Genomic DNA, 21,523 nt, shown 5'->3' on the forward strand with positions numbered 1-21,523 from the left:
AGGGCAATTGGAACCTTGAAGATTGTCAGGCATTTAAGAAGGTAAGATTAAGAAGCTGATTTATTAATTGGAAGGAGATTTGATGATCGCGAAAAAAAAGACAGGCAAACTGAAGGTAGCACAAGCGCTAATTGTACTCTTGAGCGTCTGCGGCATTCAGGCCTTTGCTCTCGATACGGAAAAAGCCAAAGAATCATTTAACAAGGGTGTGACCGCCTCTCAGGCTGGAAATACTGACGAAGCGATTGTTGCTTACAACGCGGCCATTACCTTTGATCCTAATTATGTCGATTCTTATTTGAATTTGGGCACGATTTATTTTGAGCAGCAGAAATTTGAAGAAGCGCTTACGCAATTTAAGACAGCAGCCGCGAAGGCTCCTGAAAATAAGGACGCCTTCGCAAATCTCGGCCGGGTTCAACTCAAATTGAAAAATTTTACCGAAGCTGAGGCCTCGCTGACCAAGGCGATCTCGATTGACAATAAGGACGGTTCGCTTTACAAGGATCTCGGCAAGATATATGGAGAAGCCAAGAATTATCCTAAAATCATCGAGACAATGAACAGCGCTCATGAACTCGGAGCGGGTGATGACATCACCTATGTTCTGCTTGGGAATGCATACGAGAAAACGAACAAAAGCCAGGAGGCGATTGCAGCGTATCACAAATCAATTGAAGTGGAGAAGAAAAACTATAATGCCCATTTTGCGCTGGGTCAGATTTATATGAACCAGGAGAAATTTCAGCAAGCCGCGACCGAATTTAAGGCTGCCTTAGAGGCCGCCCCGTCCAAGTATCGCGCGGCGTATAATTATGCAACGGCAACGGAAAGTTTCAGCCAAGATGATTATGCGGGCAATATCGCAAACTGGGAGGCTTTTGTTCGGGTGGCAAAAAATAACCCGAAAGCAAACAAGGATATTGCAGTAGCACAGCAGCATATCAAAGACCTTCAGGCCGCGATAGCGCAAGTCGGCGAATAAAAGTACAGACAGTTGTGAAATAAAAAAGCCCGAATGATTCGGGCTTTTTTATTAATCGTATTTACAGGTGTTCGGGTTTAGTTTGATAACTCAAGCTTTTTGAATTCTTCCCAATCGACACGAATATTTTCACCGTCTGACAGGGTTATAAATATCCCCTTGTTGCTATCGTCGACATCGTTGCTTCCGCGGAGATCAAGCGTCCGGCCGTCGCGAAGTGTCACCAGCGATGAGCGGTAGCTTTTCTTCTCAATGGATTTAATCAGACCAAATTCGACATCGTAGCTGACATTGCGTGTGTCACCGTCAAGAATTTCCCATGAGTGGGTTTCATCGTTATCCCATCGGATTGTCCCAGTATATGTGTCGCCGTCCTCGGTTGTTACGGTCCCGCTGAGGGCTTTGCCGCCATCAAAAGTGTTATAGCTAATGGTGCTCGGCGCGGGCTTCAAAGTCAGCTTCTCGAATTCACTCCATTCAATAGTGACCTGGCCGAATCCGGGATCGGATACAATTATCCCTCGGTTGCCGTCATCGATGTCATTTGAGTTGCGGAGCAGGACTTCTTCTCCTCCGGTGAGGATTAACTGAGCGCCATTTGAGCTATAGCGTTTGATGGATGCGATTTTGTCAAAGCGAATCTTGCGGGTCCGCCCTTTATTTTCGCCGTCGAGAACATCGGTTGTAAATATCTCGTCCACATCCCAGCAGATGAAACCGGTGAACTCTTCGCCCCGTCTGGTTGTCGCGGTTCCGTAGAGACGCTGGCCAAATGTAGAGACCTGGTCACCGTTGGTTGCTGAAAACTCGATGCTCTTGATATCATCCCATGTGAACTCAGTCTCGCCATTGCTTGGATCTTCAATTACAATCTCCCTGATATGCGAGCCAATATCAGACGAGCCGCCGACCATTTCTACTTCGATACCGGATTTCAATAAGAGTCGCACACGATCATCGTCGACGACCTCGAGGGATTGCAGATGTCCAAAGCGAATTCCGGATTCGGCGCTTGTCGGCCACTCATCCCAGTTATCATGATCGTTGACTTTGATACCGAATAGAGTAACTGAGCCGTTGTTTCGGTCACCATATTTTTTGCGGTTTGATTTCGAGCTTTCGTTGAGTTGACGGCGTGTTATCTCTTTGGTTCCATTGAGAATGTCGATCCAAGATCCCTCGTTTTTATCCCATCGAATAAGCCCTTCGAATGTGTCGCCATCGACTGTCGTGAGTTTTCCGTGAATACGGTCCTCGTTCTCGGCTTGAGCAAGGCGAGCCGCAAAGAGCAAAGCTATAGTGAGAAATATAATATGTTTTGAAATCTTCATAAATCCTTCCCGGTTATTTCATACTTCACAGCTGTGCATACGAAAATTAATATCAAATTGTTGCACAAGAGACAAGTCCGGCTTCAATTAGATATGTAAGGAAAGAACCTGAGAAATCTACTTTAAAAGGAGCATTTTATTGACGAAAGAAAGGCCGTCGGTCTGAAGTCTATAAAAATAGACTCCGGAAGGCGCAGGCCGATTGGTATGAGAGATACCGTCCCATGTTACATGATGTGTACCGGCAGATTTTAGACCTTGAACAAGAATATTTACTCTTTGCCCCAGAATGTTAAAGACCTCGAGGATGACTGAGGTTGTCAGGGGAAGTTCATAGGTGATGGTTGTGCTTGGATTGAAAGGATTCGGGTAATTTGTATGGAGCTTATATGAGTTGGGAAGTGAGCTATTGGTAATCTCTTCTACCGGTGTTGAGACTCCAACGGAAATCACCCCATCGACTATCACAGGATTGCTATGAGAACCGTCTGGGGCTGTCAGGAATGGGTCTTGAAGTCCGCCAAGGCTTGACGATATCAATGTATTCCCCTCTAAGTCCAATGTCCGGATATGGATGTTTGCGAGGAGATATTGTCCGGGAAGAAGGCTGTCGGATATGGAATTGCCTTCAATAACGATTGTGGATGGATATTCAGATCGGTTTAACTGAAGGGAAAAAACAGGAGACTGCGCCGGGTCGATAGCAACAGAATCTATAGCAAAGAGAGTCGTGTCAAATTCGAGAGGAAGAAAAATGCCTTTGATTGCTCGGTTGAGCGATAAGCTCAACGGGATAACCGATTCTGAAAGGGTTTCGATTTGGGTCGAGCCGAATGAAATGGTGTCTGTTGCGGTGACTGTGTTCGGTTTTCTAACGGTGTACAGTACTGGAAGAAGGACAGTTGAGTCATTGTTGTCGGTATCGACCAGAGATATCGAGCCGCTGTATTGTCCTATCTGGAAGGAATTGGCATTGATAGAAATCTCAAGCGTGTCAGGTGTCAACCCCGAAATCGGCGTGACAGAAAGCCAGCTCGTGTTCGAGGCGACCATAAAATGTATCGGGTTGTAGCCAGCATGGTGGATAATTACTTTTTGTGATAACGGCACAAAGCTGTCGACCTGGGATTCAAACGACAGGACTTCGGGTGTTAGTAACAGATGGGGTTCATTATATTTTGTAATCGATGCAAAGATATCCCAATTGCCGTTTCGGTTATCAGCCCAGGTCACGTATCTGAATCGTCCGTCGAGGGCGACATCGGGACGAATCTGCGCGCTGTCTTTGAAATTGTTTGCCTGGAGATTGGCCTCGCGGATTACTCCATCGACATCGAGCATCTGCCCGACAATATCCCACGACGTTGACGTTGAATCAGCCCAAATAATTGAGACGTTGCCGCGGCGGTCGGCGGCGATTGCCGGTTCGCGCTGGGCCAGGGTAGTGCCGTCGCGATTGACTTTTGTTTCGGCGAGGACTGCATTGTAGAGAGTATCGAGCTTTCGGGCGTAAATATCAGGGTTGGCCGGATACGTCCCATTACGCCAGTCTACCCATACCACAGTAAAACAGCCAGCTCCATCGGCGGCAATGTCAGGAAAGGCCTGTCGGCTTCCGTTCGTTTCGCCGCTCACCCGAAAATTATTTCCACGGCGATTGCCTGCTTGGTCAAAGCGCTGAACAAAAATATCATCGTTGCCTGCGCGGTTGTCATACCATGTCACAATAAACCAGCCTTCGGGGGCTATTGCGATCCGAGGGGCATGTTGTTGTGAAGGTCCAATGTCGTCGTTTATCTTGAAATTAGAACCGCTCATCGCTCCTGTCGAAGACATTATTTGCCCATAGATATCCCAGTTTTGGTTTCGGTAATCGGCCCACACGACAACTCCTCCACCGGACTTGTAGAGCGCAATATCCGGAGCGCTTTTGAGCGAATCCGGCAATTCAATGGTTAGCAGTTGGTTTGCGGCTTGCCAAGCGAGATTGGAGTCAAGACTTTGAAAATAAATATCTGGTTTGAATGGGTAGAGTCCGCTACGATAGTCGTTCCAAATGACAACATATGAGCCATTGAGATCGGCACTGATTGCTGGTTCACTTTGATGCGCCCCGATGAGATCATCGTTAATTTTCTTGCTTATGCCACGCGGGATACCGGCTCGGGTAAACTGCTGAAGGTAGATATCACTGTTGCCGTTTCGTTTGTCGACCCATGCGATTGCTATATTTCCCGTGCCTGACACGGCGATTTGCGGCTGACTTTGTTCAGTCAGACTTTGGCCAATATTGACTATAAAGTCACTCGACTGCTGTGCCTCGGTGTGAGTCGACAGGAGAGAAACCGCGAGGCACATGCCTACTCGCACAACATTGAAACGCATAGCTCTGCCATTGTTCATAGGCTCGATAATGGCAATAAAAATGCCCGTTCGGATGAACGGGCATTTACGATTGCAAATCAGCCGCAATGACTTGTGGCGGTTACAGTTCCATTTTGTGTCTTAAGCCGGCTTTTTTGTTTTGTGACCGACCTGACCTGAAGGAAGGGAAATTACTGCCCAAGACAGCGGAGAATACTTCCCGAACGCCAGCCTTAGCGCGCTTTTTTCTTATGTCTATCGGCACGTCTTCGCTTCTTCCGTTTATGCGTCTTAATCTTTTGGCGTTTTCTTTTCTTCCCGCTTGGCATCAATCCTCCACTTAGTGTCTTCTGGCAACTGTCACAGAGATAATTTGGTTATCATGTTTTTGAACTCATTTGATGGTTTAAACACCGGGACTTTTCTATCCGGGACGGGCACAACCTCGCCAGTTCTCGGGTTTCGCGCTTTGCGTGATTTGCGAAGCTTGACTTTGAAAGTCCCAAAGCCGCGAATCTCGATATTATGACCGGACTCAACCGACTTTTTTACCACATCGAGAAATGAATCTACAACTACGGCAACATCGGTGCGGGTCAGGCCAGTCTTCTCGGCCACTTTCTCGACTAAATCGGCTTTAGTCACGATGTCCTCCCTCGACAAAAATGTCTATGGTTCTCATCTTCATATTTTTCATTGCTTTCTGTCCACCAGCTTCTCAAGGCTTGAATCAAGCACCTGATAAGCTATTGGCGGAGCACAAGATAATCACATCCCAACGGAAAGAAAGGAAAAACTCGCGGAATGTCTATAATTTTTTATAGTCAAAAAGAGGGCTGTTTGGCGAAGATTTACTGAAACAGATATAGAAGCTGGGGACCGGAGAAACTATTGTCGACCGACTTGTTAACTTTACCAAGTGTGCTCTGTACTAAATCAAATATAGAGCCTTTATCACGAATCAATGGACGGACGAGTTTGGGCTTTCCGGTCAGAGCGGCGAGACTTGCAGCCAAATCAATCGCTTCTTTGAGTCCGCCCAAGGTATCAATCAGCCCAAGATTATAGGCCTGCAGGCCGGTAAAGATAGAGCCATCGGCAAGCGGGTATATTTGATCTTTTTCCAGTTCGCGGCCTTCGGCCACCGCAGAAACAAACTGCTCATAGGAATCCATGACGACGGCGCGAAGCATCAATTCCTCTTTTTCTGTCATGGGCCGGGCGTATGAGCCGACATCTTTCAGTTCGCCGGATTTTACGGTTTCGGTTTCGACGCCGATTTTACCGAGCAAGCCGGTGACGGTATGGAATTGGAAAATAACACCTATGGACCCGGTGATGGTGCCCGGATTGGCGACCACTTTGTCAGCCGCACAGGCAATGTAGTAACCACCCGAAGCCGCAACCGAGGCAAAAGCCGCAACGACCGGCTTCTCTTCCTTGGCGCGCTTTATGGCATCGTAGATCTCCTGAGAGATTGCCACACCGCCGCCGGGCGAGTTGACATGGACAATAATAGCTTTGATGGAGTTCGATTCTGCGAAGCGGTCGAGCTGTTTGATTGCGGTTCGCCCAAGTTCTTCATCAATGATGCCGTTTACCTCGACAAGACCGATATTTCCGCTGGTGAACTCGAGGTCTCCCCCACCGCCGAGAAAGCCGCTCATGGTCAATCCAAACCAGCCAAACACAAAAATGAAGGCAACCGCAATGATTACTCCGGCAACAATATCTCTTCGTCTGGCCATTGGCTTAGTTCTTTTGAATCTTCAGCTTGTCGCCGATTTTCAGATTGTTGGCATCAGCGAGGCCGTTGCTCTCAAGAATCCGTGAGATACTCGTGCGGTAAGTTCGCGCGATCCGGCTGATGGTATCGCCGCTCTGGACGCGGTGAATGATAAATTCGATACCATCGGCAGAGCCATTGCCGACTTTTAATTTCTGTCCGGGATAAATCGCCGATGACCGGTTCAAGCCATTTAAATCACGAAGGCTGCTTGCGGTTATATTAAATCGCTTGGCTATATCCCATATGGTATCTCCTGATTTCACGGTATAGTTAGAGCCAGCCGAAGTACCGCTTGCCGATGACTTTTGTGGATCTTTGGCCGCCATGACCGGCCCCGAGTCATCATCGCCGCCCTTCATTTTAACGCCATCGGAAAGAAGCTTTAATTTTTGGCCGACATAGATGCGCGCGCCACCTTCGAGATAATTCATGCGTCTGAGGGCATCGACCGAGGTATTGAAGGCTTTGGCTATATCCCACATGGTGTCGCCTGAGCGCACAGTATAGACCGAATTCCTTGCGGCGTATTTCGGTTTGTCAGATTTTCGGTTGTCGGAATAATCGGTATCAGTGGGAACCGGCACAATGAGGTCTTTGCCAGAAATTATTTTGGTCTTTTGAGTCATTGCGTTGGCTTCGAGGAGGGCGTATTTCGAGACGCCGTATTTTGCGGCAATAGAGGCGATCGATTCGCCGCGCCGAATACGATGTTTTGTCCAGTTGGTCTGCTGGGTCGAAACCATATTTTCATATGAGGCCAAGAACATATCTTTTTTGCCAGCCGGGACTTTTAGGACATAATCTTTGACATTGGGTGGGGTGTTGTTTCTCAGAAGTTCAGGATTAAGAGCTTTGATTTCCTCAACAGTACAGCCGACCTCGCTTGCAACGGTCTTAAGGTCAAGACACTTATTTATTGTGACCTCCTCCCAATTGAGATTTTCATCGTAGACAATATCAAAAAATCCGTACTTTTCAGGGTCTTTTGAAATAATTGTCGCGGCAAAAATAAGCGGCACATAATCTTTGGTCTGCTGGGGCAGATTCATCTGCCAGAAATCATCAGTGCCCTGTTTAGTGCGTGTGCGGCTGACTCTTCCGGGACCGCAATTATAGGCCGCCATGGCCAGCTCCCAATCGCCGAACTGGGTATATAAATCTTTCAAAAAGCGGGCGGCGGCATGAGTCGATTTTACCGGGTCTTTGCGCTCGTCAAGCCACCAGTCGCGTTTGAGTCCGTACATGCGGCCGGTCGAAGCAATAAACTGCCATAGACCCATAGCTCGCGCCCATGAATAGGCATGGGGATTAAAGCCCGACTCTACCATAGAGAGGTAGACAAGGTCATGGGGGAGTCCATGCTGGCTGAGAACATCCTTATAGAGAGCTTCATAGCGTTTGGAACGGGAGAGAAAACGGACAAAGGCTTCGCGGGCCACGGTTTGGAAATAGACGATTGATTTCTTGACTCGTTCGTTCATCACAACCGGCAGGTCATAGACAACCGGCTGAGATTCGTTGCTATAGATTTGTAAGGAATCGCTCCCGAGTCGCGGCGCAAGAGCGGCAAAGCGTTCGATCAAAACCGAAGGCGGAGCGTCTTCTTCGAGGCGGCCAAGCGAGCGGAGTGTGACACGGTAGTCGGAAATGACATTACTCAACTGGGTGTTATATTTTTTTGCTTCGGGGGTCAAGGCCGCTGTTGAATCGGCTTCAATATCGAGATTGGCGAGTATACCCAAAGATTTTTCAAAGTAATACTGCGCCTCTTCCCAGCTTGCTTCTTGATTGGCAATAACACCCATCGCATAGTAGTCGTCGGCAATTTCAAACAACCGCCAGATGTCGTCATCGACAGCCTTGGCATCGTCTTCGTTGTTGCTTGCGGCAGGTCCAGAACCGTCGTCGGAAGAATCTTCGTTCGCTGATGTGTCTATTTTGCGTGGCTCAGTCTTATAGACCGATGAGCCATAATGGCCTATCCTTTTTTCAATACTCTTATCTACAGGAATTGACGCAGGTGGGATTTCGACGAGTCCTGTTGAAACAGTGTCGGCAGGCTTGGATTCTGTGGACGAAGATTCATCGGCAACTGGCGATGGCGCCGATGTTTTGCCGCCACAGGAGGACATTATCGCAATAATGAAAAGTACAAGCGCGGCAACAAATATCCGTTGGAGTTCCGATAACTTTCGAGAGGTCATAGATCGGTTCCTAACTAACGAGGTTTTATGGTTCTTCAGTACAGTATCGGCTATCGGCATCCCGCTCTTGACAGGTACTGAACCTATACTTATATATGAAATTGTAAAACCAACTGTCAAGCGGTTTCCTAACGCGCTTTGCAGCAAGCATTTAGAGGGCAACTAACCGCGTTAGACTGTCTCCTTCGGTGAAAAAGGTGGATTTTACCTGGTTTCGGAACCATGTTAATTGCCGTTTAGCATACCGACGGCTGTTTTGCTTGATCATTGCGATTGCCTCATCAATTGAATAATGTCCCTCAATATGGCGTATTAACTCACCGTACCCTATAACAGCGGATAACGCCTGTTTTGTGCCCATACCAGCCGTAAGCAGACCGGTTACTTCGTTTAACAGTCCAGCCTCTATCATTTTATCAACTCGCCCATTGATCCGTTCATAGAGGATTTCTCTGGGTTGAGCCAGACAATACCAGTCAAACAGATAGCCACTTTTTTTATACACTCCTGTCGCAATCAGGTCACTCTTTGTTTTTCCAGTCTGTCTGAAAATTTCAAGGGCTCGAATGAGTCTGACAGTATTATTTGGATGGACTTTTGCGGCTTCGAGGGGGTCGATGGCCTGGAGTTGCTCCCACATGTGATTGGCGCCAAGCCGATTAAGGTCTTCTTCGAGTTGCTGTCTTATAGCAAACTCCTCTTCCTCGATCTCGATGACGCCGTTTGCGAGCACGTTCAGATACAAACCGGTTCCGCCCACTATGACTGGCATTTTCCCGCGCCCGAGAATATCTTTGATTGCTCGAGTTGCATCGACCAGAAATCTCATGGCCGAATACCTCTCGCCCGGCTCTATGACATCTATGAGGTGAAATGGTACCTTGTTTTGTTCAGCGACCGTCGGTTTACCTGTCCCGATATTGAGATGTTTGATAATTTGGCGTGAGTCGGCTGAGATGATTTCGATGGGATATTTTTCTGCCAACTTGAGCGCGGCATCGGTTTTTCCGGCTCCGGTTGGGCCGCAGATGATTGGGATTCGGGGAATCTCAGCCACGTCCAAATTGTCGATCGAGATCGCGGCTGGTAATCTTGACAAAAGTCGGACGTCCGTGGGGACAGGAATACATGTTCTCGCAGCGAAGCAAACTTTGGATCAAGCCGACAGCCTCTCGGTCTGAGAGTTTATCCCCTTTCATGACTGCGGCACGGCAGGCCACTGACTGGGCAACAGCTTTTTTCAAATCGTAGCCGGTTTTTCTGAGCGAGCCTATATCATCGAGTATTTTCAGCGTGATCCGTTCCGGGGATTTTCGAGAGAGAATTGCGGGAACGGCATCGATCATAATCGTGCGGCCACCGAAATGCGACGCTTCAAAACCGGAACTTTTCAATATCAACTGGGCTTCATCAAATAGCGCAAACTGCTCCGGGGAGAGATTGATTTGAACTGGCAGAAGAAGGCGCTGGGCAATCATGGATTCTCGTTCGAGGTCCCGCAGGGTCTGTTCAAAGAGAACCCGCTCATGGGCGGTGTGCTGGTCGACAATGAGCAAATTTTTGCCACGTTGAAACAAAAGGTAGAGATCGGCAAAGCGTCCGACCAGACTTAGTTCCTCGTTTGCAGTATCGGAACCCGGCAGTGTGATTTGATTGGCTGGCTGGGGAAGATTTTCATCGCGAAATGTTGGCAGGGCGGGCATCGGTTCATCGAGAATCTCGCCCGTTACGGGGTCGACTCGAAATTCTGACTTATCATCTCTAATGCCGGTCGTATGCTCTTGAGTCGCGGATGCCGAGGGAGAAAATTGTTTTTGCGAGTATTGTGATGATTCCAGCGATGGCCGGAAAATGAGAGCGTTCAACTGGCGTCCCTGCAACTCAGGTTCAGCGAATGAATGAAATGTCGGAATGATGTCATCTTTGCGGATGACACTCTTTATCAACTGGTGGATAGTGTCGTGAATTTCGCGCTCACGCGAGAGGCGGACTTCGGTTTTGGCCGGATGGACATTGACATCGACTTCGCTTGGGTCAATAGTCAAAAGGAGGGCGCCGATGGGGTACTGTCCGCGTGGGAGAAGTTCGCCGTATCCGGCGGCGAAGGCATGGCCGAGGGTGATTGACTGGACAAGCCGGCCATTGATAAAAATATATTGCCCCCAGCGGTCACGCTGGCTCGATTCGGGAAGACCAATAAATCCATGGAGTTTTACTGGCCCACGCTCTCCGGTGACTTCGATAAATTGTTTCTGTCCGCCAAGCAATTCGCTTACACGATTGCCGAGGGTGCCCCGTGGGGGAAGCGAAAAGATATTTCGAGAATTTACAGTAAATGAAAAGCCGACATCGAATCGCCCAATCGCAAGGGCGGTCATGGTTCGAGAGATATGGCGCGATTCAGTCGATTCGGCTTTGAGAAATTTCCGCCGGGCCGGGGTGTTGAAAAAAAGATCGGCTACTTCGACAATCGTTCCGGGCACACAGGATGATATCAGTTTTGATTGGAGCACGCCTCCTTCGAAGCGGATTTCCATCGCGGTCTCCTGCGAGGCCGGACGCGAGGTCATGCGCATACGTGAGACCGAGGCTATCGACGGCAAGGCTTCGCCGCGGAAGCCATAGGACTGAATGCTGTCCAGGTCCGAGAAATTTGAAATTTTTGACGTCGCATGGCGCGAGAAAGCTATTTCAATCTGTTCGGCGGCAATTCCGCAGCCGTTGTCGACAATTTTTATGAGACCGACCCCTGATTGTTCGATGAAGACATCGATACTTGTCGCCCCGGCATCGAGGGCGTTTTCGACCAATTCTTTGACAACTGCCGATGGTCGCTCGATAACTTCACCGGCGGCTATTTTATTGATGAGCCGTTCGGAAAGCGGGCGAATCCAGCGTGGAGCGGGCGCTGTCATGAAAGCTCCGCGTGCCATCGCCGAATCAGCTCAAAGGCATCGATAGGCGATAGCGTGTCAAGATCAAGTTCGCGCAGTGCGGTTTCGACAGCTGAGGGCGGGGCGTCAAAAAGTGTTGGCTGCATCTTATCGACATAGACCGATTTGCCTATTTCGCTCTGCGAGAATTTGCCGGACTCGAGCAGTTTGAGGATTTGCTTGGCGCGGGTTATAGCCTGACGCGGAAGCCCCGCCAAGCGGCCGACCTCGATTCCGTATGAATCATCGCAGCCACCCGGAACGATTTTGTGCAGAAAAATAACTGACTCCTGCCATTTTTTGACCGCGACTTGATAATTGGCGATGGTGTCATAGAGGGCCGCAAGACCGGTGAGTTCATGATAGTGGGTGGCGAACACTGTTCGGGATTTGTTGTGTTCATTGAGGTATTCGACAACTGACCATGCAACAGAAAGACCGTCGAATGTCGATGTCCCCCGCCCGACTTCGTCGAGCAGGACCAGCGACTGTGCGGTTGCGTTGTGCAGGATATTGGCCGTCTCCACTATTTCGACGAGAAAAGTTGATTGTCCCCGCGCAAGGTTATCAAGGGCGCCGACCCGGGTAAAAACCCGGTCGACAAGTCCGATTGCGGCGGAATCGGCCGGGACAAAGGATCCAATATGGGCGAGTATCACGATAAGTCCGATCTGGCGAAGGTATGTCGATTTACCGGACATATTGGGGCCGGTCAGAATATGGATTCGTTTCCCCTCGGATAGAAAGATGGTTTCGTTTCCAATAAACTCTCCGGCAGGCAGAACGGCTTCGATTACCGGATGTCGGCCATTTGTGATTTCCAATCGTGTGTCCGGGTATATCTCGGGCCGGACGTATTTGTTTTTAACTGCAAGCTCGGCGAGTGATACGATAAGATCAATCTCGGCCATCAACTCACCCGTCTGGGAAATTGAGGCAATGTGGCAAGCGACCGACTCAACTAAGTCTTCGTAGAGCGATTCTTCGAGGGAAAAGATTTTTTCTTCGGCGGCTGAGATCAATTCTTCTTTTTCTTTGAGCTCGGGTGTGATATAACGCTCGGCATTGACTAAGGTCTGTTTCCGGATATAATCGGGCGGGACAGAATTTGTGTGTGTCCGTGTCACTTCGATATAGTAGCCGAAGACCTGATTATAGCCGACTTTGAGCGAGTTAATTCCGGTCTTCTGGCGCTCGCTCTGTTGGAGTGAGGCGATATATGTGCGCGCTTCCTTAATCGATAAATTGAGGGCGTCGAGCTTCTCGGAATAGCCTTGGTTAAAAATCCCCCCCTTGTTGGCGGTCATAGGCGGGTCATCGGGCAGGGCGCGAGCAAGCACCACGATCAACGGGGTTGGGTCAGGAAGGGCATGGCAGAGAGAAACAGAATGCTCGCTTGAAGCTTTGACAAGGAGAGCGCCAAGTTCTTTGGCGAGAACAAGACCGTCTCTGATACCGCCGAGCTGTCTGGGCGAGATGCGTCCGATTCCAAGTCGGCCAGCGAGTTTCTCAAGGTCGGGCAGGCGTTTCATGGCTTCGCGAAGTTGCAAGGCGAGCGGCCGATTTGTGACAAACTCGGCAACCCCTTGTTGTCTCAGTTCAATTTTTGTTTTTGTTTTGAATGGACGCAAAAGGGCCTGTTGAAGACGTCGGCTTCCAGCGGTGGTTTGACAGAGATTTATAACTGAAAATAAAGAGTTCTCGGCTGTGCCGTTGGCGAGACTGGATATCAGCTCAAGGTTGCGAACGGTGCCATAGTCAAGAGTCATGACTTCGGAATCGTTGAGACGACTTATTTTTGTGAGGTGACCGAGCTGGTCGCGCTGATTTTCTTTGAGGTAGCGCACTATAGCGCCCGCGGCGGAAACTGCAAGGCGCGTGTTTGTCAGGCCAAAACCCTCGAGGGTGCGCACTTCAAAGTGCGCGGTCAAATCGCGCTCGCCTGTTTTGAAATCAAAATGCCAATCGCTGAATGGAGTCAGCCGCGAGGCACCGTAATCCTGTTTGAGAAAGCGCGAAAGTTCAGATTCAACTGCGGACTCGGCGATAAGAATTTCAGATGGCTGGAACAGTTTCAGACGCTCGAGCATCTCATCGCGGCTGCCTTCGTCGACAACGAACGCTCCGGTTGTAAAATCGAGGCAGGCCAGACCAAGATTTTTGCTTCCATTGCCGTACACCGCAGCCAGCCCGGAGGAGCTCTGAGGCGTGTTATTTGTGGTGAGGTCAAAGGATGATGTCCCGGGGGTAAGGATTTCGACCACATCCCGTTTGACGAGACCCTTTGCTTTTTTTGGATCTTCGGTCTGCTCAACGATAACCACTTTGAGTCCGCTCTCGAGTAGTTTCGCAAGATAGCGTTCGGCGGCATGATATGGCACGCCTGCAAGCGGGATGCGGTCATGCGGGCCATGTGAGCGCGAGGTGAGGGCTATGCCGAGGATTGGCGCGGCTTGCACGGCGTCATCGCCGAACATTTCGTAGAAATCACCCATACGAAAAAAAAGTATCTTGTCGGGGTGCTGGGATTTGACGGCATAATATTGCCGCATGAGCGGTGTTAGGTGAGAGGCAGAGGGATTGTCTTCATTCATCGAGCCACCACTTGATAGGCCTCGCCGTTGCGCTCTTCGAGCATTTCTTTGAAGGTAGTCGCTTTTTCAAATGATGCGAAGCGACCGATATAGACGATATGATAACGTTTCCCTGAAATATTTTTGTCTTCGGTCTCCATCTTTTCGCTGTAGGTGTTGAACAAATCAACCTGTCTTTTTGCATTTTCTTTGCTTGAAAAGACGCCGATTTTGACCGCGTAATAGGTTCCGGTAAGACGCGCGGCTTTTTCAGCGGATTTTGTGTCCTGTGACATATCGGCCTGGGCCAGATTATCGACAATGGCATCGAGTCCAATTGATGAGGGATATGCTTCGCGCAGGATATTGTAATAAAAGACGGCATCGTCAGTCTTGCCTTGAGCGAGGGCATCATTGGTCAACAGGTAAAGAGCCTGTGAGACCCCAAGTCCGGATTTTTGACGGGCAAGGTCTTTGAGGGGTTTGTAGCTTGCCAGCTGTTTTTTTAAGCTTGCAAGCAAACGGGCTTTGTCTATTGTAGCCAGATCGACATAGGGACCTCTTTTGTGTTCGAGGAGAAACTGATCGATTGTTTTCAGGGCTATTTTCTCACGACTATTCCACTCATCGGCCATGACAACAAAGCGGGTCATGTCGGCGATGAGTGAGCCTTGTGGCCATTGTGAGCGATAGGCTTCGGATACTTTGGCGAGGTTGGCGGCATCATGTTTTGCAAAATAGAATTGGGCAAGCCGTAGATGCGCTTCTTCCTGAAAGCGGGGGGCGAGTCCTTTTGAGATGGCCGATTTGAGCAATTCGGCTGAGCGGACGGCCCGCCGTTCGAGCAAACTTTGAAAAAACAGATTATCGCCGATTGAGGCATTGGCCGGTGTCTGCGAAGTGAGAATCCGCCGGGCTTGGGCCACATCCCCCCGCATGATTATGGAATAAATATCCTGCGTGTGGGTCAGCGATGGAAAAGCGAAAAAACATGCGCAAAGAAATATGAATGATTTCATCTATGTAATAACTCCAAGAAATCTGCGAAGCATGAAAACGATCAGACTGAAACTCTGGACATATCAGAGCGAGTAAATCCATCGACGGTGAACCCGGCTCCGGATTTCCGTTTGAGACTTCGCACCAAGGTGTCGAGTTTTTTCTTTTCCCCTTTTTCAATATAGAGCCGTCCAAGCTCAAAGAGCGCGATTTGGTCGTCCGGGGTGTCCTCGACAATCTGCTCGAGGATTTCGATGGCTGAGGTGAGGTCTCCCTTTTTTTCGCTCAGCCGGGCGAGTGTGCGACGGGCTTCGCCGTTTTTTGGGGCATGCACAAGGATTGTCTGGCAGATATCCACGATTTCGCCATAGCGTCCAAGTTCAAAAAGGGTCTTTTTGAGGCGTTCGATAACTTTGTCACCCTGCTCAGGAAAGGTTGTGATGAGTTTATTCCAGATATTGACGGCGTCCTCGAAACGTTTCTCTTCGTAGTACGAATCTCCAATTGCGAGATAGGCGGCAACATATGCGGGGTCAAGAGAGATGGCTTCTTTGAGGGCAACGCGGGCTTTGTGGTATTCTCGTTTTTTGAAGAGGTCTTCGCCGGCAAGATATTTCAGCCGAGCGAGTGGTTTTTTGGATTTGTTAGATTCCAATTTGAGAATATGGGTGGCTGTTTCATATGCTCCATCCCAATTGCCCGACTGTTCATGAAGTTTGAGAAGCGAGGCATGGGCCCATCGGTCGCGGCTGTCAAGCGAGATCAATTCACGCAATGCCTTTTCGGCAGTGGAGGGTTCGCCGAGGGCGGTATAATCTGCGGCTAATTGCCTCAGTATGGATATTTTTTCATTGCGACTCAGGGTGGTGCGGAGGGTCAGGTCTTTGTGAATTTGCAAGGCTCGCTCGGGCTGTTTGTTGGAGCGGAGAATAGCGCCGAGCCGAAGATAGGCATCGAGATTGTTTGTGTCTTCGGCTACCACTTGGCGGAGTTTTGAAAATGCCGCCTCTTCTCTTCCATCGAGCAAATCTTTGAGAGAATCGACATACTGCGAAGAGTCGCTATTGACCGAATTTGCTTTCATTCGATCATAGGCGAGATAGAAACATATCGCTCCAAGGAGCAGGACCAGAAGAAATAAGACAGCGTCAGACATCCAGTTTAGACCTCATCAAAGACCGACTTAATTTCGTGCTTTCGGCTGTCGAGTCCTTTAAGTAAATCGACTGACTCTTCGATCGGCCGATTGCGCAAAATTGCCATCTCGGACTCAAGCGCGCGGATTTTAGTGTTGGCAGAACGAATGCCCACGGCCATTTTTATGTACATCAGGATAAAGAGCAAGATCGAGATGAGCATTCCGGCGATAACCGACCACATAACGACAGTCAATAGCGGGACTTGGGTGTAATTGTAATAGAAAGGCTGTAGGTTGACATCGATCTTTTGGTTCGTGCCGACATTATTAAAGGCAAAGGCTATGACAATGATTATGAGTAAGGTCATGAGAAGCATTCTCAGCGCCCACATAACACTGCCTCTTCCTGAGTCAATAAAGGTGCTTTCATAGTTGTAGTATACACGAGGCGGACATCGCCGTCAATTGCTAAGACGATGTTTTCTTATCACATTCTAATGAGCCTCCAGCCATGAGGCGCTCATTTTTATTCTTTTGGGGCTTGGACCCAGGCAAGAGAATTAATTATTGACATTGCCTCGCCGGAGACTTGCTCATAGGAAGGCCATTCGCAAATTAAATGAAAGAGGATAACGGTGTTGTCCTTCTTGACGGCTACAATTGAGCCGCCATAGGAGCTGTTTATCCGTTTGCCGCCGACAGAAGATGCCGAAAGAGAAACTTCCTTCATGTATTTGGCCTGTCCATCCCAGCGCATGGCAGTCTGGCCGGCCAATGTCATGGGCTTCTTTCCCTTGGGCACGACATCCGGTTCGGAGAGAATATCAAACTCTTTAAGAATCTCGCTTTTTTGTTTTGACGCAAATGACCGGCTCAGGAGTGAATCGAGAAAGGCCGAAGCGCTTAAGGTTGTCGTGTCGGCAAAAATTGCCAATCGGGGAACCTGGGCGTAATCAGGAGTCTCAAGGTAATCGGGCGGGATATTATGGTTGGTTTGGGTCAGAATAAGACGAAAATTACTTTTCTCGGCGCCAATTTTTGAGCGCCAGTTCTCGTTAACGGTCAATGAGAAATCATAGCTATTGTCCTGATAGATTCGTCCTTCAAGGTCTCCGGCTTTTTCTTTTTTGCGGCCAGCTTCGGCAGATGAACAGGCAATCGCCAACACCAGGGCGGCAAACAGCATTTGTTTCATCGTTTACTCCTTAATCCTATCTTTCTTTGCCAAAAGTCCTATGGTCATCCTAGTTAAATATAACTCATTGTCGGTGAAATATGCCAGAAAAATATCAGTCCGGTTTGGTTGGGAACTGAGGGCATTGCTCGAGGCGCTTTGCGCCATACGTTATCGTTCAAATCCGATTTTCTGTCGTGTAAACGAACCAAGGTAATCAATCACGGTAGTAAAGTTGAACTCCGAGAGCAATTGTTCCAGTTTTAGGCCGAAGATGTCCGTTGAGCCGTAGGTGCGGAAACTCTGCGAGAGAGACAATCCGTTTGCTTTGGGCGGATTAGGGTCGAACTCCCAGGGGTGGATATAGATGACGGCGGGAATGCCCTTATTATTCAGTCTCTTTACCATTTGCCGCGAAAACCAAAAGGGGGAGTGACGGAGGTATCCGCCTCCGGTTACGGGAAGGTTTCGGCCAAAGAGGCGAACAGTCGAGGCCGGCAATTCGAAAAGGTACCGTCCCTCGCTGAGGGACATTTTGAAGAGTTGTCTGGGTCCGTCGGGGATGCCATAGAGATCATGTTTGATGGGGAAAATTGAACTGTCGTAATCGAAGCCGAGTTCGCCAAGAATTTCGAACGCCCATGGTATGCTGGCGTTAATCGACCAGCTTGGGGCGCGATAACCAAAGGGGCGAACACCGGAGGCTTGCTGGATGGCTTCAAGCGCTCTCTGCGTGTCTTCTCTGAATGTTTCCGGTGTGAGCTGGTCAACGCGGCGGTGCTGATAGCTGTGGCAGGCTATTTCATGTCCTTCGGCGGCTATATCGCTAATAAGCCTCGGATAGCGTTCAGCACACCAACCGAGGACAAACCATGTCGCTCGCACATGCTTGCGGTTGAAAAGATCAAGCAGGCGGTAGCTGTTTTCCTGCACCCGCGAAGGGAGGGCGGGCCATTGTTCAAAGGGATATTTTTCGCGGAGAATCTCAACCACAAACCATTCTTCGAGGTCGACAGTCAGGATATTAAGTTGTTCGGGCATGTGTGACCACCCTCTTCGCTTGCAGATTAGCGCGGAATGGTATTTCGCTTTGGCATCTCTTCGATGGAAACAGGCAGCTTGCGCTGAGGAGGGGCATTGCCTTTATTTCGGCGGGGCTTTTCTTCCTCGGCTGATGAATAATAATCATAGTGGCTGTATGAATAATAGGCCGGCAGCGAGTCGTTCATATTATTCATGACAACTCCAACAATAGCGCCGCCGCTTGAGTTCAAAATTTCCGTCGCACGTTTGGTGAGATCGCGCTGGGTTTCCCCGGCTTTAACAACCATGAGTACTCCATCAACTTCCTGCGCCAGAAGCATCGGGTCGGAGACAGGCAACACAGGAGCGCAATCGACAAGGATCAGATCATAATAGAATTTCATCTCGGCAATCAGGGATGAAAGCGCTTTAGCATCGAAAATATCGGCCGGATGGGCAGTAGCTTTTCCCGCGGTGATAATATCAAGTTTATCCAGTCCGGTCTTCTTAATAGTGCTTTTGACCGCAGCCCCTTCGGATAGTATTTCAACCAATCCCAAATCGCGAGCCAGAACAAAATTTTTGTGCAGCGTGGGACGCCTCAGATCGCAGTCGATAAGGAGCGTTTTAAGTCCTTTTTTTGCGGCGGTCATTCCGAGAAAGCTGCAAATTGTTGATTTCCCCTCGGACAACGTGGAGGAGGTGATGAGGATTGATTTGAGTTCACCTTTTTTGCTGTGCTGTTTGAGGTTAACCAGGAGCCGTCTGAATTCTGTGGCAAATGGAGATTCAAAGGCAAAAAAGTCGACGAGTGAAAGCTGTACACCTGACATGGGCTTATGACCGTCTCTCGGCTGGGGCGGTGGAAGGCTTGTTCATGGCATTAAGCACACTTTCGGCATCACGGAGTGAGGAGACAATTCCTGTCATTGTCGGGCTTATTTGCAGGCATTTTGTATAGTGCACGATTGCCTTTTGCCAGATCAGTTTTGCTTGTTCTTCGTAACACTGCGCCAATTCCGCCATTAAATCCACATAGTTTGGATTTTTTGAAATTTCAGCCTGGAGGAAATCTATTCTGTCCGAGATAGCTTTCTCGGAGACGAAATCGGGATGCAAAATGAATCTCATGTGAAAAGTGGAAAATTCCTGACGATGCGCTTCCTTTTTAGCCTCGCGGACTCTTTTGAACTGATTAAGCGCCAATTTCCAGTCTTCGTGTTCAAGCAATCTCATGCCGTCGTCGAAGGCAGAACTCTTAAACTGGGGATAGATAAGCGAAGCTTTGTAAATCGCATCAGTTACTTTCGTTCTCATGCTGCCTTGAGACAACTCTGCTTCGGGATTTGTTCCGCTAATCAAAAGGGTGAGATAAGTTATTCCCAGATTGAAATAGGCATCGCTATAATACAGATTTATCTGAGTGGCCTCTTTAAATTCTCGAAGGGCCGCCTGTATAGATCCGGCTAAAAGAAAGGATTCCCCGAGGTTATTGCGATAATCAGCAAATGCCGGACACTGTTGTACTGCGGCCGAGGCCGCCTGAACGGACTCCTCGGTCCGGCCTGACAGGCGCAGGGCGATGCCAAGGTAATTAAGAGCCTGATGATGGGAGGGTTGGAGTATCACAACTGAGGAAAGCATTTCCACCGCTTCGGCGTATAGACCTTTATAAAAGAAGGCTGTGCCGAGATGATACATCATGCCGCTGTCGCCGGTATTTTTGGCTTTATGGTATCCCTGAAGCAAGAGTTCGATTTCTTTTTTCTTTTCGCCATGAGTCACCCGCACGAGAGACAAGACCTCTTCGGCATTGACCTCGACCGGGTGGGGATTGACCATGACTTCGGTTTGCCTGCCGTTGACATAAATTGTGGTAAGGACAGATCCAAGCTGGCCATCGTTGGTCGTCTGAATAAGGTATTCGCGCTCCTGATCGTGGAGTTTGCTGCTCATGCGATATGTTTCCATATGTTTCCTACTATCGGCGTCTTCGGCTGTTGTACTTAGCCTGAGTCATAGTTTATCTTGTGACGGTGTTGCCATTACCACTGAGCCGGTCGAGAAGAATGACAATTGAGGTGATTGTACCCAGAACGATGGATGCATTGGTCAGGGTGAGGCCCAAAAAGCCAGTTCCTTTAGGCGGGATAACAAAAGTATCTTCTCTCCGGACGGTGTAACGTGCAGGAAGATTTTGGTTGAACTGTTTTTCGAGGTCAAAACGAAGGGTTTGAGAATAAAACCCGTCTTTGGTGATAATTTTAGCCTTCTTCAGGTCGGCATTTTCGGTCGGACCACCGGCAAGCGAAAGCAGTTCAAGGATATCCATATTATCTTCAAAGCCAATCTGGCCAGGGCGGGTGACCGCGCCGATGACATAGACCAGGTTTTTGGCCTGAGTTGTCTGTCCAAGATTTGCCGATGGCATTTGTCCTGCGGTGCGAGGTACTTCGATTGTGTCCCCGCGGCGGATTTTAGGCAGTTTGTCTACCTCGTTTTTGGCAATGGCCTGTGCGACATTGACAACTTCGACTTTGCCAGCATCCGCGCCTCCACGAATAATGGTAACGCGGCTTAAATCGCCAAATTCGCCCACTCCGCCAGCCTCGTTAATGATTGCCCAGAGGTCAGGAATCTCCTCGAAGGTTCGTTTTCCTGGCTGGTTGACTTGGCCTATAACAAAAACATGGTTGTAATTGAATGCAACCACACGAACTACAGTCTGGGAAATATCTTTGTTGAGACGCGACATTTGCCGTATGATATCGCTCTGGAGTTCTTCAGTCGTCTTCCCCGAGGCCTGAATTTGTCCTACAATATCGAGGGTTATTTTTCCGTCAAGTCCGACTCGCACACTGGCATCCAAGGAAGGATCCTGGAAAAAGCTAATTTCAAGGACGTCCTCGGCTCCGATCCGATATTCGCGGGTTTGAGCCTCGATTGAGACAGTGTCTGTACATAGCAGCGCGCCAGCCAAAAGGATTAATTGACACATCTTTCGCAATTG

17 protein-coding genes are annotated in these 21,523 nt (G+C 49.1%); 1 reads left to right on the top strand and 16 read right to left on the bottom strand.

The features are described from left to right. Window positions 1–82 precede the first annotated feature (82 nt). Window positions 83–985: a tetratricopeptide repeat protein gene (locus SGI97_00680; protein ID MDZ4722418.1), complete on the top strand. Its 903-nt coding sequence runs from the start codon at window positions 83–85 to the stop codon at window positions 983–985. A gap of 77 nt (window positions 986–1,062) precedes the next feature. Here the strand turns inward: SGI97_00680 and SGI97_00685 are convergent, their stop codons facing one another. The 16 genes from SGI97_00685 to SGI97_00760 all read right to left on the bottom strand — a co-directional run bounded on the left by SGI97_00685 (window position 1,063) and on the right by SGI97_00760 (window position 21,511). Continuing rightward, window positions 1,063–2,316 (bottom strand): hypothetical protein, encoded by a 1,254-nt coding sequence (locus SGI97_00685; protein ID MDZ4722419.1) that lies wholly within the window; start codon window positions 2,314–2,316, stop codon window positions 1,063–1,065. Between the two features lie 117 nt (window positions 2,317–2,433). Further along, window positions 2,434–4,719: a T9SS type A sorting domain-containing protein gene (locus SGI97_00690; GenBank protein MDZ4722420.1), complete on the bottom strand. Its 2,286-nt coding sequence runs from the start codon at window positions 4,717–4,719 to the stop codon at window positions 2,434–2,436. A gap of 321 nt (window positions 4,720–5,040) precedes the next feature. Next, a complete protein-coding gene (locus SGI97_00695) occupies window positions 5,041–5,325 on the bottom strand; it encodes an HU family DNA-binding protein (protein ID MDZ4722421.1) in 285 nt (94 codons plus the stop codon). 206 nt (window positions 5,326–5,531) lie between these two features. Beyond that, entirely contained in the window at window positions 5,532–6,428 is an 897-nt protein-coding gene (sppA, locus tag SGI97_00700) for a signal peptide peptidase SppA (GenBank protein ID MDZ4722422.1), read from the bottom strand. A 4-nt stretch (window positions 6,429–6,432) separates the two neighbouring features. After that, window positions 6,433–8,673, bottom strand: a complete 2,241-nt coding sequence (locus tag SGI97_00705) for a LysM peptidoglycan-binding domain-containing protein (GenBank protein MDZ4722423.1) — start codon at window positions 8,671–8,673, stop codon at window positions 6,433–6,435. A gap of 151 nt (window positions 8,674–8,824) precedes the next feature. Beyond that, complete coding sequence (gene miaA / locus SGI97_00710; GenBank protein ID MDZ4722424.1) at window positions 8,825–9,772, bottom strand: tRNA (adenosine(37)-N6)-dimethylallyltransferase MiaA; 948 nt, start codon at window positions 9,770–9,772, stop codon at window positions 8,825–8,827. Beyond that, a complete protein-coding gene (mutL, locus tag SGI97_00715) occupies window positions 9,723–11,588 on the bottom strand; it encodes a DNA mismatch repair endonuclease MutL (GenBank protein MDZ4722425.1) in 1,866 nt (621 codons plus the stop codon). Before mutL ends, miaA begins: the two co-directional genes overlap by 50 nt. Further along, entirely contained in the window at window positions 11,585–14,200 is a 2,616-nt protein-coding gene (gene mutS / locus SGI97_00720; protein ID MDZ4722426.1) for a DNA mismatch repair protein MutS, read from the bottom strand. Before mutS ends, mutL begins: the two co-directional genes overlap by 4 nt. After that, window positions 14,197–15,198 (bottom strand): SPOR domain-containing protein, encoded by a 1,002-nt coding sequence (locus tag SGI97_00725; protein MDZ4722427.1) that lies wholly within the window; start codon window positions 15,196–15,198, stop codon window positions 14,197–14,199. Before SGI97_00725 ends, mutS begins: the two co-directional genes overlap by 4 nt. A gap of 41 nt (window positions 15,199–15,239) precedes the next feature. After that, complete coding sequence (locus tag SGI97_00730) at window positions 15,240–16,334, bottom strand: tetratricopeptide repeat protein (protein MDZ4722428.1); 1,095 nt, start codon at window positions 16,332–16,334, stop codon at window positions 15,240–15,242. Window positions 16,335–16,339: 5 nt separating this feature from the next. Then, on the bottom strand, window positions 16,340–16,684 hold the full coding sequence (locus tag SGI97_00735; GenBank protein ID MDZ4722429.1) for a lipopolysaccharide assembly protein LapA domain-containing protein: 345 nt from the start codon (window positions 16,682–16,684) through the stop codon (window positions 16,340–16,342). A gap of 158 nt (window positions 16,685–16,842) precedes the next feature. Continuing rightward, entirely contained in the window at window positions 16,843–17,511 is a 669-nt protein-coding gene (locus SGI97_00740) for a hypothetical protein (protein ID MDZ4722430.1), read from the bottom strand. A gap of 150 nt (window positions 17,512–17,661) precedes the next feature. Further along, a complete protein-coding gene (locus SGI97_00745) occupies window positions 17,662–18,531 on the bottom strand; it encodes a DUF3473 domain-containing protein (GenBank protein ID MDZ4722431.1) in 870 nt (289 codons plus the stop codon). Window positions 18,532–18,557: 26 nt separating this feature from the next. Beyond that, window positions 18,558–19,346 (bottom strand): CpsD/CapB family tyrosine-protein kinase, encoded by a 789-nt coding sequence (locus SGI97_00750; GenBank protein MDZ4722432.1) that lies wholly within the window; start codon window positions 19,344–19,346, stop codon window positions 18,558–18,560. A 4-nt stretch (window positions 19,347–19,350) separates the two neighbouring features. Continuing rightward, window positions 19,351–20,469: a tetratricopeptide repeat protein gene (locus SGI97_00755; GenBank protein ID MDZ4722433.1), complete on the bottom strand. Its 1,119-nt coding sequence runs from the start codon at window positions 20,467–20,469 to the stop codon at window positions 19,351–19,353. A 67-nt stretch (window positions 20,470–20,536) separates the two neighbouring features. Further along, complete coding sequence (locus tag SGI97_00760) at window positions 20,537–21,511, bottom strand: SLBB domain-containing protein (protein MDZ4722434.1); 975 nt, start codon at window positions 21,509–21,511, stop codon at window positions 20,537–20,539. Window positions 21,512–21,523 lie beyond the last annotated feature (12 nt).

It is taken from the genome of Candidatus Zixiibacteriota bacterium (assembly GCA_034439475.1).
Lineage (GTDB): Bacteria > Zixibacteria > MSB-5A5 > GN15 > FEB-12 > JAWXAN01.

Excerpts from the sequence above, each read along its gene's own strand:
- SGI97_00705 (MDZ4722423.1), bottom strand. The coding sequence starts at position 8,673 with ATGACCTCTCGAAAGTTATCGGAACTCCAACGGATATTTGTTGCCGCG.
- mutS (MDZ4722426.1), bottom strand. The coding sequence starts at position 14,200 with ATGAATGAAGACAATCCCTCTGCCTCTCACCTAACACCGCTCATGCGG.
- SGI97_00690 (MDZ4722420.1), bottom strand. The coding sequence starts at position 4,719 with ATGAACAATGGCAGAGCTATGCGTTTCAATGTTGTGCGAGTAGGCATG.
- SGI97_00725 (MDZ4722427.1), bottom strand. The coding sequence starts at position 15,198 with ATGAAATCATTCATATTTCTTTGCGCATGTTTTTTCGCTTTTCCATCG.
- SGI97_00735 (MDZ4722429.1), bottom strand. The coding sequence starts at position 16,684 with ATGACCTTACTCATAATCATTGTCATAGCCTTTGCCTTTAATAATGTC.
- SGI97_00750 (MDZ4722432.1), bottom strand. The coding sequence starts at position 19,346 with ATGTCAGGTGTACAGCTTTCACTCGTCGACTTTTTTGCCTTTGAATCT.
- sppA (MDZ4722422.1), bottom strand. The coding sequence starts at position 6,428 with ATGGCCAGACGAAGAGATATTGTTGCCGGAGTAATCATTGCGGTTGCC.
- SGI97_00745 (MDZ4722431.1), bottom strand. The coding sequence starts at position 18,531 with ATGCCCGAACAACTTAATATCCTGACTGTCGACCTCGAAGAATGGTTT.
- mutL (MDZ4722425.1), bottom strand. The coding sequence starts at position 11,588 with ATGACAGCGCCCGCTCCACGCTGGATTCGCCCGCTTTCCGAACGGCTC.
- SGI97_00685 (MDZ4722419.1), bottom strand. The coding sequence starts at position 2,316 with ATGAAGATTTCAAAACATATTATATTTCTCACTATAGCTTTGCTCTTT.
- SGI97_00680 (MDZ4722418.1), top strand. The coding sequence starts at position 83 with ATGATCGCGAAAAAAAAGACAGGCAAACTGAAGGTAGCACAAGCGCTA.
- SGI97_00730 (MDZ4722428.1), bottom strand. The coding sequence starts at position 16,334 with ATGTCTGACGCTGTCTTATTTCTTCTGGTCCTGCTCCTTGGAGCGATA.
- SGI97_00740 (MDZ4722430.1), bottom strand. The coding sequence starts at position 17,511 with ATGAAACAAATGCTGTTTGCCGCCCTGGTGTTGGCGATTGCCTGTTCA.
- SGI97_00755 (MDZ4722433.1), bottom strand. The coding sequence starts at position 20,469 with ATGAGCAGCAAACTCCACGATCAGGAGCGCGAATACCTTATTCAGACG.
- SGI97_00760 (MDZ4722434.1), bottom strand. The coding sequence starts at position 21,511 with ATGTGTCAATTAATCCTTTTGGCTGGCGCGCTGCTATGTACAGACACT.